The 17605-nt window shown below is 38.6% G+C and carries 11 protein-coding genes; 10 read left to right on the forward strand and 1 reads right to left on the reverse strand.

The genetic code is table 11. The annotated features are described in order from the left end of the window. Positions 1–158 precede the first annotated feature (158 nt). From BM137_RS04255 to BM137_RS04275, 5 genes are all read left to right on the forward strand, one after another. Positions 159–401: a DUF896 family protein gene (locus BM137_RS04255; RefSeq protein WP_092479924.1), complete on the forward strand. Its 243-nt coding sequence runs from the start codon at positions 159–161 to the stop codon at positions 399–401. Positions 402–502: 101 nt separating this feature from the next. Then, positions 503–2497, forward strand: a complete 1995-nt coding sequence (tkt, locus tag BM137_RS04260; protein WP_092479925.1) for a transketolase — start codon at positions 503–505, stop codon at positions 2495–2497. A 181-nt stretch (positions 2498–2678) separates the two neighbouring features. Then, positions 2679–2915, forward strand: a complete 237-nt coding sequence (locus BM137_RS04265; RefSeq protein ID WP_092479926.1) for a YneF family protein — start codon at positions 2679–2681, stop codon at positions 2913–2915. 126 nt (positions 2916–3041) lie between these two features. Next, entirely contained in the window at positions 3042–4796 is a 1755-nt protein-coding gene (locus BM137_RS04270) for an ABC transporter ATP-binding protein (protein WP_092479927.1), read from the forward strand. After that, positions 4793–6580 carry an ABC transporter ATP-binding protein gene (locus BM137_RS04275; protein WP_092479928.1) on the forward strand — a complete coding sequence of 596 codons (1788 nt, stop codon included), beginning with the start codon at positions 4793–4795 and terminating at the stop codon, positions 6578–6580. Before BM137_RS04270 ends, BM137_RS04275 begins: the two co-directional genes overlap by 4 nt. Positions 6581–6639: 59 nt before the next feature. On the opposite strand, the gene BM137_RS04280 is transcribed toward BM137_RS04275, so the two are convergent. Beyond that, positions 6640–7257 (reverse strand): lysophospholipid acyltransferase family protein, encoded by a 618-nt coding sequence (locus BM137_RS04280; protein ID WP_092479929.1) that lies wholly within the window; start codon positions 7255–7257, stop codon positions 6640–6642. A 230-nt stretch (positions 7258–7487) separates the two neighbouring features. On the opposite strand from BM137_RS04280, the gene BM137_RS04285 reads away from it, so the two are divergent. The 5 genes from BM137_RS04285 to tsf all read left to right on the forward strand — a co-directional run bounded on the left by BM137_RS04285 (position 7488) and on the right by tsf (position 17453). After that, the gene (locus BM137_RS04285) at positions 7488–8630 is read left to right on the forward strand and encodes an exonuclease SbcCD subunit D (protein ID WP_092479930.1); all 1143 of its coding nucleotides are present in this window, start codon (positions 7488–7490) and stop codon (positions 8628–8630) included. Further along, the gene (locus tag BM137_RS04290) at positions 8631–11780 is read left to right on the forward strand and encodes an AAA family ATPase (RefSeq protein WP_092479931.1); all 3150 of its coding nucleotides are present in this window, start codon (positions 8631–8633) and stop codon (positions 11778–11780) included. It begins immediately after the preceding gene. Positions 11781–11921: 141 nt separating this feature from the next. After that, entirely contained in the window at positions 11922–15158 is a 3237-nt protein-coding gene (locus tag BM137_RS04295) for a DEAD/DEAH box helicase (RefSeq protein WP_092479932.1), read from the forward strand. A 462-nt stretch (positions 15159–15620) separates the two neighbouring features. Beyond that, complete coding sequence (gene rpsB, locus BM137_RS04300) at positions 15621–16409, forward strand: 30S ribosomal protein S2 (RefSeq protein WP_092479933.1); 789 nt, start codon at positions 15621–15623, stop codon at positions 16407–16409. A 162-nt stretch (positions 16410–16571) separates the two neighbouring features. After that, positions 16572–17453: a translation elongation factor Ts gene (gene tsf, locus BM137_RS04305; protein WP_092479934.1), complete on the forward strand. Its 882-nt coding sequence runs from the start codon at positions 16572–16574 to the stop codon at positions 17451–17453. Positions 17454–17605: the final 152 nt, after the last annotated feature.

Raw genomic sequence — 17605 nt, forward strand, 5'->3', positions numbered from 1 at the left:
ACAAACGTTCGCCTTTTAAACAAAGAAATGAAATAAAAGACAAAAAAATCTGCGCATTGTTTTTATAAAGCTCTTTTTCATACACAAATAGGACAATAAAGGCTGAAATATAGCTGTGTTTTTGGTATATTGGGTAAGTAAAAGAAAGGATGAATAAAATGTTGCCAAAAGATCAAATCAAACGAATCAATGAATTAGCAAAAAAATCTAAAACTTCTGAAGGGTTGACCATGTCAGAACAAGTAGAGCAAAAACAATTACGTGAAGCTTATCTAGAAGCTTTTAGAGGCGGTATGAGAAACCATATAGAAGGTATGAAAGTCATGGATGAAGAAGGAAATGATGTAACGCCTGAAAAAGTGAAAAAAATTCAAAAAGACAAAGGTTTGCACGGCAGATAAATTTAATGCAAAAAGTTCACCATTTAAGTGTAAAAAATGGTATGATATAAAAGTAATGTAAGCATTTTATTTAGTTTGAAAATTGAAAGGAATGATATTTTTTGTTCGATAAAGTAGATCAATTAGCTGTAGATACCATTCGTACGTTAAGTATTGACGGAGTGCAAAAAGCCAACTCCGGACACCCTGGTTTACCAATGGGTGCTGCACCAATGACATATGTTTTATGGAGCAGACATTTAAAAGCAAATCCTAAAAATTCTCACTGGGTAGATCGTGACCGTTTTGTTCTTTCTGCTGGACACGGTTCTATGATGTTATACAGCATGCTTCACTTAGCTGGATACAAAGTGTCGATTGATGATTTGAAAAATTTCCGTCAGTGGGAAAGCAACACTCCAGGACATCCTGAAGTTCATTATACTGATGGTGTTGAAGCTACAACTGGTCCACTTGGACAAGGTATCGCAAATAGTGTAGGTATGGCGATGGCTGAAGCTCATTTAGCGGCTACTTACAATAAAGAAAATCATACGATTGTTGACCATTATACTTACGCTTTATGCGGTGATGGCGACTTGATGGAAGGTGTTTCTGCTGAAGCAGCAAGTTTAGCAGGACACCTTAAATTAGGTAAATTGATCGTTTTATATGATTCCAATGACATCTCATTAGATGGACCGACATCTAAATCATTTACAGAAAACGTTGGTCAACGATTTGAAGCTTACGGATGGGAACACATCTTGGTAAAAGATGGAAACGATTTGGAAGAAGTTAATGCAGCTATAGAGAAAGCAAAAGCTAATCCTGATCAACCATCATTGATTGAAGTGAAAACTGTTATCGGCTTCGGTTCTCCGGGCGCTGGTTCACATAAAGTCCATGGTGCTCCATTAGGTATCGAAGGCGTTGAAGCAACGAAAAAGGCTTACGGATGGGAAGGCGAGGACTTCTATGTACCAATGGAAGCACAAGCTCGTTTTGAAGAAATGATCGTAGATCCTGGTGCGGAAGCTGAAGAAAAATGGAATAAAGCACTCGAAGCTTATCGTCAAGAATTCCCTGAACTAGCTCAACAATTTGAAGCTGGATTCAATGGCGAGTTACCAGAAGGATGGGACAAAGATTTACCTGTATATGAAGAAGGAGACGCAGCAGCAGCTTCTCGTAAAACAAGCAGTCAAGTATTGAATGCAATCGCTAAAAATGTTCCTAACTTATGGGGCGGTTCAGCAGACTTGTCTTCTTCAAACAACACAATGATTGATGGAGTAGCCGATTACGAAGCTGGTCAATACGAAGGACGCAATATCTGGTATGGTGTTCGTGAATTCGCTATGACGGCAGCGGCAAATGGAATCCAACTTCACGGAGGAACGAAGACTTATGTAGGAACGTTCTTCGTCTTTACAGACTACTTGAGAGCAGCAGTTCGTTTAGCAGCGATTTCTAAATTGCCTGTAACTTACGTGTTTACACATGATTCTGTAGCTGTTGGAGAAGATGGCCCAACTCATGAACCAGTTGAGCACTTGTCAAGCTTACGCAGTATGCCTAACTTAACTGTTCTTCGTCCAGCTGATGGAAATGAAGTAGCAGCGGCTTGGGAAATTGCGATGAAATCAACAGATCACCCGACAATGCTTGTGTTGAGTCGTCAAGACTTGCCAGTATTGCCAAAAACGAAAGAATTAGCTCGCGAGAACATCCAAAAAGGTGCTTATGTCCTTTCTCCTCAAGATGGTGAAAAACCTGAAGGTATCTTGATTGCTACAGGTTCTGAAGTTGCCTTAGCTTTGGAAGCTCAAAAAGAGTTGAAAGCACAAGGAAAAGACGTTTCAGTTGTATCTATGCCAAGTATGGATCTATTTGAAAAACAAAGTGCTGAATACAAAGAAAGTGTTCTTCCAAGAGAAATCCGTAAACGTGTATCAATTGAAATGGGAGCTACATTTGGTTGGGAACGTTATGTAGGTCTTGACGGAGCTACAATCGGTATCGACAAATATGGAGCTAGTGCTCCAGGCGCAACTGTAATCAAAAACTACGGTTTTACTACGCAAAACGTTGTAGAAACATTTAATAATCTATAAAATTAAATGAATTTGGGACGGAAGCTATACAAAATAATTGTATAGCTTTTCCCTTTTTCATAAACCGATGAAAGAAAAATAAAAAAGCGTGGGTTTTTAAATCTGCGAAAGCCTATTTATTTTTCGGTCAATATTTAGTACAATTAACAACTGAGAGGTTTTTGAAAGGAGTGAAGAAAGAATGAACTTAGGATTAGCAATTTTATTAATTGTGCTTGCTTTAATTGCAGGATTAGTTGGAGGATTTTTCATCTCTAGAAAATACATGATGGATTATTTTGAAAAAAATCCACCAGTAAACGAAGACATGCTACGTATGATGATGATGCAAATGGGCCAAAAACCATCTGAAAAGAAAATCAAACAAATGATGGCGTCTATGAAAGTACAATCTGAGAAAAAAAACAAAAAAAAATAAACTAATCATGGTTAGTTGAATAGTATTTTCGAACAGGAAGACATTTCTGTTCGTTTTTTTTATCTTTTTTAGTAGGATAGAGAGTATACGAAAAGGGTATAAAATTAGGGGTAGGTGACGACGTAAATGGGGATATTCAAGAAATTAGGGTGGTTTTTTAAACAAGAGAAAAAGGCTTATATCTCTGGAGTAATAGCGCTTTTTATAGTTTCAATTATAGCGTTGCTGCCTCCAAGGATTATTGGGATCATCGTTGACCAAATCGCTTCACAGACGATAACGATGCAGTCTTTAATCATGTGGGTCTCTCTCTTGGGGGCTACTGCTGTAGCCCAGTATTTGTTAAGGTACATATGGCGAATCAACATATTCGGGACGGCATCAAAGTTGGAACGAATCATTAGAACGCAGTTGTACCAGCACTTTACTGAAATGGATAAGCACTTTTTCCAACGCTATCGAACTGGGGATTTGATGGCACATGCTACAAATGATCTACGGGCTATTCGAATGGTTGCCGCAGGAGGGATTTTGACCTTAGCAGACTCTGTTTCTACAGGAAGTGCGACAATCATTGCGATGTTTTTAGTAGTGGACTGGCGGCTGGCATTATTGGCTTTAATTCCACTGCCATTATTAGCGCTATGTTCGCGTATTTTAGGAACAAAAATTCATAAATCGTTCAGAGAAGCTCAAGCTGCTTTTTCGCACTTAAACGACAAAACACAAGAAAGTGTTTCAGGAATGAAAGTGATCAAAACTTTTGGACAAGAAACAGAAGATATCCAAGAGTTTAAGGAAAAAACAGCACAAGTGGTAAAAGAAAACAAAAAAGTTTATATTGTAGATTCTTTATTTGATCCTGTCATTACGATCATAACGGGTATGTCCTATGTGCTGACGATGATTTTAGGTGGATCTTTTGTCATTAATGAGGTGATTTCTATTGGAGAATTTGTTACGTTCTTTACTTACATCTCTATGTTGACGTGGCCGATGTTAGCAGTTGGACGCTTGTTCAACATTTTGGAAAGAGGAAGTGCAAGTTATGATCGAATCAGAGAACTATTGAACAATAAATCTTCTATTCAAGAAAACACAAGCGCCGTGACAACTCCTATATCAGGAAACGTAGATGTAACGATTCAAAAATTTACTTATCCTTCGTCTGATAAAGCCGTATTAAGTGATGTGCATTTCCACTTAGTAAAGGGACAGACTTTAGGAATCGTTGGTAAAACCGGATCAGGAAAGACCTCGCTTTTTGAATTGATGCTAAGGGAGTATGACCATTATGAAGGAACGATTCTCTATGGTGGCACGGATATCCGTGATTACTCACTGGATGCGTTATTGAAACGTATTGGGTATGTTCCTCAAGACAACTTTTTATTTTCGGATACTATAGCAGGCAATATACGATTCGCTGATCCGAACCTAAGTATGGCTGAGGTCGAGCGTGCAGCGAAGTTGACGGCTATTCACCAAGACATTCTCGAGATGCCTCAGCAATACGAAACAGAAGTTGGAGAACGAGGTGTTTCTCTATCGGGAGGGCAAAAGCAGCGGATCTCGATCGCACGAGCATTGATCACCAATCCTGAATTGCTGATATTGGATGATGCCTTGTCTGCTGTAGATGCCAAGACGGAAGAAAAAATTCTTTCCGCCTTAAAAGATGAACGTTCTGATCAAACGACGATCATAGCAGCCCATCGAATCAGCAGCGTAATGCATGCTCAAGAAATCCTGGTGTTAGAAGATGGTCGTGTGATCGAAAGAGGTACGCATGAACAACTGCTGGCAAATAATGGCTGGTATAAAGAGATGTACGAGCAACAGCAACTCGAACAACAAATCGAAGGAGGGGCTGTAAAATGAAAAACACTCAATCAGCTTGGTCACGAGAAATTCCTTTAAGAGAACAACTGACCACCATGAAACGGATTTTCTCGTTTGCAAAACCTTTTTTAGGACAATTTGCAGCTTCGATTGTTTTTGCTGGTTTACTCGCTGTGACCAATGCGTTATTGCCTCGAATCGTTCAAACGTTGATTGATGGCTATTTCACGCAAGGGACAGCTACAGTGCAAGTCGTTCTTTTATTTGGAAGTTTGTATGCCGGGGCGACCTTACTGAAAGCTGTCATTTGGTATTTTAATTTGTACCATTACAACATGGCTTCTGAAAAAACGGTCGCTGTCATCCGAAATGCAGTCTACACTAAATTGCATAAACTAGGGATGAATTATTTTGACCGGACTCCCGCAGGTTCAATCGTTTCAAAAGTTACCAATGATACCGAGACGATAAAAGAATTTTGGACAGTATTCTTAACTGTCATAGAAGGGCTCTTAGGTCTCAGCATTTCCTTTATTGCGATGTATACGCTAAATGCAGAAGTCACGTTATGGATCATGACGTTTTTGCCGATTTTGATTGTAGTCATTTGGCTGTACCAGAAAAAGAGCTCGTTCCTTTATAGAAGTATGAGGGAAAAGCTTGGGATTCTAAATGCCAAGCTGGCGGAATCGATCACTGGCATGAGTATCATTCAACAGTTTAGACAAGAAAAAAGATTCCAAGAAGACTTTGAAGAAACGAATATGTCTTATTTCCGTTCAAGATACCAAATGACTAAAATCAATACATTGTTGTTAAGCCCAATCATCGATTTGCTGTATACATCGGCTTTAGTGTTCATTCTTTCCTTTTTTGGATTCGATGCACTAAACGGATTTGTTGAAGTTGGTGTGATTTATGCCTTTACATCCTACGTCCGCAACTTTTTTCAACCGATGACGAGAATGATGGACAGTCTAAGTATTTTTCAAGATGGGATCGTTTCGAGCAGTCGGGTATTGGAGGTATTGGATAACGAAGAATATGCGCCTGAACAAAATGAGCAGTCAGATGCAAAAATCACTTCCGCAAAGATCGAGTTTAAAGATGTTTCTTTTTCTTACGATGGAAAACATAAGGTACTGAAGAATATCAGTTTTACAGCTTATCCCGGACAGACCGTAGCTCTTGTGGGGCATACGGGAAGCGGAAAGAGTTCGATCATTAATTTGATCATGCGTTTCTATGAGTTTTATGAAGGAGATATTTTAATTGATGGTGTTTCCATCAAAGATTACCCTCTTAGCGAATTGCGTTCTAACATGGGGCTGGTTCTGCAAGATTCTTTCTTGTTTTATGGGACTATCAAAGACAACATTCGATTAAAGAATAAAGCGATTACCGATGCTGAGATTAGAAAAGCAGCAGAATTTGTCCAAGCAGACAAATTTATTGAAGCACTGCCTCACAAATACAATGCGAAAGTAATTGAAAGAGGAGCTAGTTATTCCAGCGGTCAAAAGCAATTGATCTCTTTCGCCAGCACGATTGTGACGGATCCTAAAATACTGATCCTTGATGAAGCTACCGCTAATATCGATACGGAAACGGAAGTGCTGATCCAAGAAGGTTTGGAAAAAATGCGAAAAGGGCGTACAACGTTGGCGATTGCTCACAGGTTGTCGACCATTCGTGATGCTGATTTGATATTGGTGTTGGACCATGGTGAAATTGTTGAACAAGGCACTCATGATGAGTTGCTGGATCAAAAAGGCGTTTATTACGGCATGTATGAACTGCAAAAAAGTGGATTGACAGAATAACTATGACAAGCAACACAAAAAAGCTATGGCTCCATATAGGACCATAGCTTTTTTGTGTTTTATTTGTATTCGTAACGGTAAGTGGGATCGATTTCTCTATCCAATTGATCGAAAGCAGCTTGTACGTCTTTTTCGATAACAGCAAGACTTTCTTTCGTCAATCTTGTTTTTCGATCTACATAGATAGGATCTCCAAAACGAACGACGATTTTTTTGCGTTTCAACAGATCTTTAAACGTTAATGGACCTTGGTAGACTGCTGGAACCATTGGCACCCCGCTTAATTTTGCAATAGTTGGGGCTCCTCCTTTAAGTTCAGCTGAATGTCTTGTTCCAGTTGGGAACATTACTAAACTTAACTTGCCTTCTTTTAGAATTTTTACAGGCGTTTTGATAGCACTTGGACCAGGGTTCAGTCTGTCTACTGGAAAAGCATTGGCTTTACGAATGATCCAACCAAAAATAGGATTCTTAAACAATTCTTTCTTAGCCATAAAAGCAAAATCTTTCGGTTTAGCTCCTAAAGCCAAATATATCGGATCAATCCAAGAACGGTGCGGAGCAATTAAAATATAAGATTCATTTTGAGGTAATTTTTCTCTTTGTTGGTAGTGTGCATTTCCATTCAAAATGAAAACAAGAACTCCCACGAAATCACGTAAAATTCTAAAAAACACTATTGTTCAATCCTTTCGCTGAATACATCTTCATACTTACTTTTATTAGTATGAGCGATAAGACAGATTTTCGCAACAACTTTATTTCGAACTTCAAAGTTTTGGTTCGGTATTTTTCAATGACTTAAAAGATGTCAAAGTTTTGGTTGTTTTCTAAAAAAAAGCTTTTCGACTCTCTTTGTTTCTTTGTTATACTAGATAAATGGAAGACGAACGGGAGGGTTTTTAAAATGAAGTTTTTACATACTGGAGATTGGCATATTGGAAAAAAACTTCACGGGTTTCAACTGCTGCAAGAGCAGCGAGAAGTTTTTCAGCAGATGCTGGATACAGCTAAAAAAGAAGAGGTAGAGGCAATTGTTATTGCAGGAGACCTCTTCGATCGTTCTGTACCGCCGGCTGAAGCCGTCAGCGTATTGAATCAAATGTTTATAGACATGAATTTAACAGAAAAAATACCGGTGCTGGCTATTTCTGGGAATCATGACTCGGCTACTCGTTTAGAAACAGGTAGTGAATGGTTCAAACAAGCCAACCTTTACTTGCAAACAAAAATCAATGAGTTTACTTTTCAGCCGATCACTTTAGGGAACACGCAATTTTTTCTGTTGCCTTATTTTGATCCTATTGATGCTCGGCTTTACTTTAGTGATGATACATTAACTACACATGAAAAAGCTGTTGAAAGAGTCGTTGAAAAAATGAAAGAACAATTCGAAGAAACGAAACATCAAGTATTGATCTCTCACTTTTTCGTGACAGGAAGTTTGAGAAGTGAATCGGAAACCGGCTCTACAGTCGGCGGGTTGGACAACGTTTCGGCGAGAGTGTTCCAAGACTTCACGTACGTGGCTTTAGGTCACCTGCACCATCCAGAAGCTCTAAAAAGTGAGGCGGTTCGCTATTCAGGTAGTTTGTTGAAATATTCTGTCTCGGAAGCTGATCAACAAAAAGGATTCCGAATTATTGAAATCGATGACGAAGGATTGCTGACGCAACAATTTCATCCAGTTCAACCTTCACGGGACATTATTGTGTTAGAAGAACATTTCAGCACATTAACAGAGGAAGAATTTTACTTGACGATCAAGCGAGATCAATTTATTTACATCAAATTAAAAGATACGGTCATGCTGCCAAATGCAATGAATCGATTAAGAGAAATTTACCCTTATGTCATCGGGATGGAAAGAGTAAATCAAAGTGGTCTGCTGTCGGGTATTCATCAAACCAAAAAAGAAGTACCGACTACTTTGGCGCCGCATAAGTTGTTCAGCCATTATTTTGAAGAGCTCACTGAAAATCCATTGACGAAGCAGCAAGAACAATTGATAGCGTCATTATTTGAAGATTTGCAAAAGGAGGTCCGGTAAATGCGTCCACAGTCTTTAACACTTAAAGCGTTTGGTCCGTATATGGATGAGACGATCGATTTTTCCGCTTTTTATGAAAACAACATCTTCTTGATCGCCGGGAAAACAGGATCTGGTAAAACCACATTGTTCGATGGAATCTGTTTTGCATTATTTGGCAAAACGAATGGCTCGAATCGGGAGCCGAAAGAAATGCGTTCTACATTTGCGGATGCTAAGCAGCAAACGAGTGTCACATTTACTTTCCGCGCCCAAAACAAGCTGTATGAAATCGTCAGAAGCCCAGCTCAAGTACTGTTGAAACAAAAAGGCGAAGGTACTCGAGACGTACCGGCAAAAGCTTCACTTCGTGTATTTGGAGAAGATGGAGTAGAATTGCAGCATGTCACTAAAATCAGTGAAGTAGATGAAGTCATTGAAGAAGTGGTGCAATTGAACTGCGATCAGTTTAGACAAATCGTTATGATTCCTCAAGGAGAGTTCAGACGATTTTTAAACGCGGACAGCGGAGAAAAAGAAACGATTTTAAGAAAACTTTTTGGAACAGATATTTATCGTCAATTGAGTGAAAAGTTGAAAGAAAAGAAAAAAGAGATGCACTATAAATTGGTGGAGAAAGAAAAAGAGTTGGAATCAACCCTTAGTAAAGCGCATTGGACCAGTATGAAACCTGAAATCGAGTTTACGGGCTTCGCGGCCATGAAAGTGGAGTTAAATCTTCTGCAAGAAGAACAGCAAACCATGGAAAAAGTATTGGAGCAATTAGGCACTTCGATTACTGAATTGACACGAGAAGCTGATGAAGCGAATGTTTTTTTAAGTGAACAGCAAACCATCCAGCAATTATTGGATGAAAAGGCAGCTTTACTGCAGGCTTTAGAATCTTTAAAAGAAGAACAAAGCAACATAACCGCGTTAAAACAGCAAGTGAAAAAATACGAAGAAGCTCAGCAATTTGAGACATTATTGTTTAAATTGTCTGAGAATGAAAAGTCTTTAACGGAATTACAAGAAAAAGAACTGCAAACCCGTGAACAATTGCAAGAAGAGAAAGAACAATTAAAGAAAGCAAAAACTAAAAAACAGGCTGTTGACAAAGAACTCTTGGGACAAGAAAGTCGTAAAGAACAGCTGGTCTCTTTGAACCAACTGAAAGAAGCCATCGCTGCTTACAAAACTAGTCAGCATGAAAATGAGGAACAGGAGCGAGTCGTACAACGACTAGAAAAAGAATTAACGGATTGCCGGAAACAAAAACAGCAATTGCTGGAGCAAAAAGAAGAGATGGATCGACTATTGGCAGAGTTGGCTGCCAAACAAAAGAATGTATACTCTGCCAAAGATCAATTGCACAGTTGGAGCCACGCTGAAGACCTATTGAATCAAGCCATCACAGCTGAAGACCAAGAAAAAAGACTCATCGATCTGCTGACGGAGAAAAAAGAAAGCCTGCAAACAACTATCAGTGAACTGGAAACGGTCTCTAATGAACATCGCAAAGCAAAAAGCGACTGGGCAAAAGTGCAGATCCAAAAGTTGTCTGAGGAATTGATTGATGGAGAACCTTGCCCTGTGTGTGGTTCTATTGAGCATCCACTCCATGCAGTTGTTGAAATCACATCGACTAAAAGTGCTGCAGAATTAGAACTTTTGGTGGAACAAACAGAAACCGAGCTGCATACCCTTAAAGCTAAAAAAGAGGTCTTGGAACAACAAGGATTGGATCTAGAGCAGCAATTGACTGATCAAAAAGCCTTTCTTGAACAAAAACGTCTCGATTGGACAAATCATCAGCTTTATTCGGAAGTAGGATCGGGGACACTGAAAGGAAATCGTGAAGTCGTTTCTCAAGAAAAAAACAAGTTGGAAAATCAAATCAATGAGTTGAATTACTCCTTAACTGAGCAACAAATGCACAAAGAAAAACTTTTGGACATTGAAGCTGAGTATCGAAAAAGTCAAAAAGCTTTGGACACATTAACAACTGACCATCAAACTGAACAAAATCATTTGAGTCAGTTGAAAGGCCAGTTGTCTCATTTGAGTCAAACCATACCTGAACAGTACTTGGATATCCCATACTATGAAGCAGAAGTAGCAGCGTTAGAGCAACGTATCCAACAATGGCAACAGGCTTATGAAGAGATTCTTGAACAGACTCTTGCAGCTGAAAAAGTTGTGGAACAGACCCAGTACCGGTTGGATTCAGTTACTGAATCGCTAGCTGAAGAACATGCGAAGAAAGTAGAACTGAAAGAGGAAGCGGACAAAGTGTTATCCGGCTCTAGTTTCTTAAGTATCTTAGAAGTGGAAGAAACCTTAGAAAACAAAGAACAAGTAGCTTCATGGAAAGAGATGATTGATCAATATGAAAAATCTCAATACAATGCTCAGCAAAACTTGACCTTAAATACGCAAAAACTTGAAGGAAAACCAGCTCCTCAATTGGAACTGGCTAAAGAGACCTATAATTCAATAGTGGGCCAAAAAACGAAAAAGACAGAAGAAAAAGCGGTGTTGCAAGACCACTTCTTGCAAAATCAAGGAATCATAGCCAACTGTCAAACAATATTGGATCTGCATCAAAAAAATATGGATGTGTTCACTGAAATATCGACATTATCTGATGTGGCTAACGGAGACAGCGGCATTAGTAAATTAGGGTTTGAACGGTACGTGCTGTCTTACTTCTTAGAAGAAGTCTTGAGCCTAGCCAATCAGCGATTGCAAAAATTGTCTAATCACCGCTATTTGTTTGATTTGAACCGAGAAGACGGTTCTTATAAAAACAAGACTGGATTAGAGATCAACATCTATGACGACCATGCTGGGGGTGTCCGCAATGTAGGGACTCTTTCGGGAGGAGAAAGTTTTATAGCCGCTCTTTCATTGGCTTTATCGTTATCCGATGTTGTTCAACGACAAGCCGGAGGGATTCAGATAGAGGCGATCTTTATCGACGAAGGATTTGGTTCGTTAGACGAAGATGCTTTGGATCAAGCTATCGAAGCGTTGATGCAAATAGACGGAGACGGAAAATTGGTAGGGATCATCAGTCATGTTAAAGAATTGAAAGATCGCATCCCAGACAAAGTCCTTGTTCATGCCTTAGGAACTGGGAAAAGTCAATTATCTGCCAGTCATGGCTAGATAAAATGAGAATAAACAGTAAAGCATAACATTAAAGTTTCTTTTTCTTTGAAGATAACGTAAAATAGAAAGATGGAGAATTTTGTTTACCAAAAAAACCATTTGATTTTTTGGAAAAAGGCAAGAAAGTAGGTTGGTTTTGTGAAGTGGAGTATACCTGAACGATTGATTGAAGAGGGAAGAAGCTTAGTAGATGAAAAGCGTGTTCTTTCCATCAATGCTTCAATCGAGGGAAAAATTTGGACAGCTGATGTGTTGGATGATGATCGTTACCGTATAGAACTGGACGGTACAACACGAGAACAGGATTTTTGCGAGTGTGATTATTGGAAAAATCATGGTTTTTGCAAGCATACTGTTGCAGTTGAATTGGAATTGAAAGACCGGGAGATTAGTCGTGTCATGACCCCGGAAAATGCGGAGAAAGTGGCCAAAAATTCCATTAACCCTGGAAAAGAACTGACTTTATTGTTTTCAAGACAATTTCTTGAAGATACCAACAGTTTGTATACCGGCGGAAAAAAACAACTTCAAACACTTAAATTAGAATATAAAATTGAACACAAACCAGAAAGTACAGCCTTGATTCGTCATTCAGGCGAGGTACTGGTTGTCAGTATTAGAGCTGGATTGGATAAATTGTACGTCATTAAAGATTTGCATGGTTTTTTAACCGCTTTTAGCAACAAGGATAAATTCGAGTATAAAAGCAATCAGTGGATCGATTTTAGTGAAGTCGAGGTAGAAAAAACAGACGCTGCACTATTGCAAGAATTGTATGTGCAAATGGAATCGCAAAACTTTGTCAGAGGGAGCTTTGTAGAGGCTAAGTCTATTTTTAACAATAAACGGTATTTCGTTTTGACGCCTTCGTTTGCTAAAACCTTTATTGAGAAATATCAAGAAGAAGCTGATTTTAGTTTTGATGTTAGTGGGGCTCATTTCAAAACAGTTGCTTTTATTGAAGGACGTTTGCCATTTGGATTCGAATTGAACAGCCAAGAAGGCGCCGTAAAATTAAACATTGACAACAATACAGATGTGTATCTGAAAGATTACCATTGGTTTTTGGTAGAGGATAAAATTTACCAGCCGACTCGAGAACAATTAAAGGCTATTCAACCGTTGCAGTCTTTCTTGCAACGACATGAAGGGAATCGGATCGACATTCAGCCGGAAGACATGCCTGACTTTACAGCTTATGTGCTGCCTATGATTTCTAAGTTAGCCACTGTTCACATGTCTGAAGAAGTAGAAAATACGTTTATTCATGAACCGTTGAAAACGTGTATTTATTTTACTTATGCAAATGAACAGTTGCATGCCGTTGTCGAATTCAACTACCGTCATATGGTTTTGTCTACCAATCCAGAAGAAAATCAAATGCCGGAAGAAAACATCCAAGTTATCAGAGACAGTAAAAAAGAGATCCAAACGCTGAATTTATTGAATGAACTTGGGTACCAACGAGAAGAAACAGATTACACAAAACGATTGGTAAAAGATGAAAAGTTCTATGAATTTTTCACTAATGAGATTCCGTTACTCGAGCAAACAGCTGAAGTATACGTGAATGACAGTCTAGACAGCATCTTTTTAGATCAAATTGATCCTGATACGACTGTAGACATTCAACAAGAAGGCGGATTGCTGGACATTCGTTTTGATATCAAAGGCATCAGCAGAGATGAAATTAATCGAGTGCTGCAAAGTTTGATGGAACGAAAAAGCTTCCACAAATTGGATAACGGCAAGTTGTTGTCATTAGAATCAGAAGAACTGCAGCAAATCAGTCGTGTATTAAGCGAATTGCGCAGTTCGAAAGAATTTGAAAATGGCGGAATCAGTATACCGAGCTACCGAGGACTTGAACTGTCTCATTTACTAGAGAACGAGTCAGGTGTTCAGCCTGTATTATCCAGCAAATTCCAAAAAATGGTGTTGGATTTGAATCAACCGCATTCGATTGAAGCTGAATTGCCTAAAGGAATAAACGGCGAATTGAGAGGATACCAAGTTACTGGATTTAAATGGCTTAAAATGTTGTCTCAATATGGATTTGGCGGAATACTTGCGGATGACATGGGGCTGGGAAAAACGCTGCAAGTGATCACTTATATCCAATCTGAGATCGAAGAAGGCGAAGAAAAACCCTTCTTAATCATTGCACCGGCTTCATTGACCTATAACTGGCATCATGAATTGAAAAAGTTTGCTCCGAATATTCGTGCAACAGTTGTTTCAGGAAGCAGTGAAGAAAGAGAAGCTCAGATCAATGATGTGGTGAACAACAATGTGTTGATCACTTCTTATCAGAGCTTCCGTCAAGATGTAGACCTGTATAAACAGCAAGCCTTCAGTACACTAGTATTGGATGAATCTCAAATGGTAAAAAATTACCACACAAAAACGTCTCAAGCTTTAAGAAGCTTGTCAGTGCCTAAGAAGTTTGCATTAAGTGGTACACCGATTGAAAATAAAATTGAAGAACTGTGGGCTATTTTCCAATTGATCATGCCAGGATTTTTCCCGTCGATCAAAAAGTTTAAAACGTTGACGAATGAAAAAATTGCAAAAATGATTCAACCTTTTGTGCTGCGAAGAGTGAAAAAAGATGTTCTTCAAGAGCTTCCGGAAAAAATCGAGACCAACATGTTCAGTACGCTGACCAAAGACCAAAAAACGGTTTACTTGGCTTACTTGCAACAGATCCAAGAAACAGTTCAAGGAATGAGCGGAGACGATTTCAGGAAAAACCGCATCGCCATTTTAGCTTCTCTGACAAGATTACGTCAGATTTGTTGTGATCCTCGATTATTCTTGGATGACTACGAGGGAGAATCAGGCAAGTTGCTGCAATTGAAAGAAATTGTTTCGACAGCGTTAGAGAACAACAAGCGTATTTTGATTTTCTCTCAATTCACTTCGATGTTGGACATCATTCAAGCTGAATTGGAAAAAGAGGATATCTCTAGTTTCTATTTAAGCGGAAAAACCAAACCGATCGAACGGATCAATATGGTCAATAAATTTAATGATGGAGAGAAGTCTATTTTCTTGATCTCATTAAAAGCGGGAGGAACTGGATTGAATCTTACAGGGGCAGATACTGTTATTCTATATGATTTGTGGTGGAACCCAGCTGTAGAAGAACAAGCAGCCGGAAGAGCTCACCGTCTTGGCCAAAAGAACGTCGTAGAAGTATGGCGCTTGATCGCTGAAGGAACGATTGAAGAAAAAATCAATGCCTTGCAGCAAGAGAAAAAATCGCTATTTGATCAAGTCATTACGGAAGATCATGGGGAAACCAGAACGATCAATCAATTGACCGAAGAAGATATCCGAGAGATTTTAAGCATGGGTATGGAATCAGTCTAAGAATTGTTTTTTGTAAACTGATCTTGGCGTAGAAATTTCTTACAGAATTGAGTTTGCTTTGTAAGAGCCACGGGAACGCTTGGAGCCAAGGACTCCAAGCTTGCAAGCTAAAAACAAACCCTAAGTGCTGAAGCACCAAAGGCTTGTAATTTACATTGCATCCTTTGCGTGGCTAATAGCAACCTCAATTCTTCCAGAAATTAAAAGGTTTATATTTTAAACAATTCAAGTTTCATCGACTCTAGATAATGAAGAATCAAAATCGACAATACTTTTCATGAGTATTGTCGATTTTTTTGTTGCATTATTTAAAAAACGACTGTATAATATAAGACGGTGCAAAAAGCACTAACTATATCACACCTCGAAGGATGCAATAGAAGGTGCTTAAGGTTACTTAAGTCTCTTTGCAGTTGATTTTGAGGGAGGGATAAATACAAAACCAAATGGAGGAACACAATCATGGCAGTAATTTCTATGAAACAATTGCTAGAAGCAGGAGTTCATTTTGGACACCAAACACGTCGTTGGAACCCAAAAATGAAAAAATACATCTTTACAGAAAGAAACGGTATCTACATCATTGACTTGCAAAAAACAGTCAAATTAGCAGATACTGCTTACAAATATGTAAGAGATGTAGCTGAAAACGGCGGAATCGCTCTTTTCGTAGGTACTAAAAAACAAGCTCAAGAATCAGTTAAAGAAGAAGCACAACGTGCTGGTCAATTCTACGTTAACCACCGTTGGTTAGGTGGAACTTTAACTAACTGGGATACTATTCAAAAACGTATTCAACGTTTGAAAAACATCGACAAAATGGAAGCAGATGGAACTTTCGAAGTACTTCCTAAAAAAGAAGTAGGTATTTTGATCAAAGAACGCGACCGTTTAGAAAAATTCTTAGGCGGAATCAAAGATATGCCTAGAATTCCTGACGTGATGTTCGTAGTTGACCCTCGTAAAGAACGTATCGCAATTCAAGAAGCTCACAAATTAAACATTCCTATCGTTGCAATGGTTGATACTAACTGTGATCCAGATGAAATCGATGTAGTAATCCCATCTAACGATGATGCTATTCGTGCAGTTAAATTGATTACTTCAAAAATGGCTGACGCTATGATCGAAGGAAACCAAGGTGAAGACGAAGTAGTTGAAGAAACTTTCACTGCTGAAGCTCCAGAATCAACTGAAACTTCTTCTATCGAAGAAATCGTAGAAGTTGTTGAAGGCGACAACGCTGAATAATAACTAGAACATTATAAAAGCTGTCTCGATAAAAGTGAGAAGTGAATAGCGACTTTTTACAAAGCGGCGTCATTTCATTTTTAGAGGCAGCTTTTTATATAAAATTAAACAGACCTCAAAAACTTTTAAAAAGATTTGAACAAGTAAATAGGAGGAATAAAAATGGCAAAAGTAACAGCTGCTTTAGTAAAAGAATTACGTGATATGACTGGTGTTGGAATGATGGATGCTAAAAAAGCATTAGTAGCCGTTGATGGAGACATGGACGCTGCAGTAGACTACCTAAGAGAAAAAGGTATGGCAAAAGCTGCTAAAAAAGCTGACCGTATCGCTGCTGAAGGTTTAACAGGTATTTACGCAGAAGGCAACATTGCTGCTTTAACAGAAATCAACTCAGAAACAGACTTTGTTTCTAAAAACGAGCAATTCCAAACTTTAGTAGGTAACATTACTGAAGCAATTGCTAAAGAAAACCCAGCAACTTTAGAAGATGCTAACAAATTAAACTCTGGTGAAGGTACGATTGAATCAGAAATCATTTCTGCTACAACTACTATCGGAGAAAAAATTAGCTTACGTCGTTTCGTGCGCTTTGAAAAAACTGAAGGCGAAACTTTCGGTTCTTACTTGCACATGGGCGGACGTATCGGTGTATTGGTACATTTAGATGCTGCTGATAAAGAAGATGTAGCACGTGACGTTGCAATGCATATCGCTGCTATCAACCCTCTATACATCACTCGTGATGAAGTACCTGCTGATAAAATTGAACATGAAACAAAAGTTTTAACTGAACAAGCTTTGAACGAAGGAAAACCAGCTAACATCGTTGAAAAAATGATCAAAGGTCGTTTAAGCAAATGGTTGTCTGAAATTAGTTTAGTAGACCAACCATTCGTTAAAGATCCAGACCAAACTGTTGGTGACTACTTGAAAGCTCACGGTGCTTCTGTAAAAGAATTTGCTCGTTTTGAAGTTGGCGAAGGAATCGAAAAACGTCAAGAAAACTTTGCTGACGAAGTAATGAGTCAAGTTAAAAAATAAACCATTTTTATAGAGAGGAGTACTTTTATCCTCTCTATTTTTTGTATCATTTTGTCTGCTGAGGCGTTTCCATTATTGAAAAATCTTTTTAATCAATGAGAAACTCGTCTCTTAGTTGAATCTTAATGAAGTTTCCAACTGAGTATGATAAA

The organism is Desemzia incerta (genome assembly GCF_900115825.1).
In the GTDB taxonomy this organism is placed as follows: domain Bacteria; phylum Bacillota; class Bacilli; order Lactobacillales; family Carnobacteriaceae; genus Desemzia; species Desemzia incerta.

Excerpts from the sequence above, each read along its gene's own strand:
- BM137_RS04255 (WP_092479924.1), top strand. The coding sequence starts at position 159 with ATGTTGCCAAAAGATCAAATCAAACGAATCAATGAATTAGCAAAAAAA.
- BM137_RS04265 (WP_092479926.1), top strand. The coding sequence starts at position 2,679 with ATGAACTTAGGATTAGCAATTTTATTAATTGTGCTTGCTTTAATTGCA.
- BM137_RS04270 (WP_092479927.1), top strand. The coding sequence starts at position 3,042 with ATGGGGATATTCAAGAAATTAGGGTGGTTTTTTAAACAAGAGAAAAAG.
- BM137_RS04275 (WP_092479928.1), top strand. The coding sequence starts at position 4,793 with ATGAAAAACACTCAATCAGCTTGGTCACGAGAAATTCCTTTAAGAGAA.
- BM137_RS04285 (WP_092479930.1), top strand. The coding sequence starts at position 7,488 with ATGAAGTTTTTACATACTGGAGATTGGCATATTGGAAAAAAACTTCAC.
- BM137_RS04290 (WP_092479931.1), top strand. The coding sequence starts at position 8,631 with ATGCGTCCACAGTCTTTAACACTTAAAGCGTTTGGTCCGTATATGGAT.
- rpsB (WP_092479933.1), top strand. The coding sequence starts at position 15,621 with ATGGCAGTAATTTCTATGAAACAATTGCTAGAAGCAGGAGTTCATTTT.
- tsf (WP_092479934.1), top strand. The coding sequence starts at position 16,572 with ATGGCAAAAGTAACAGCTGCTTTAGTAAAAGAATTACGTGATATGACT.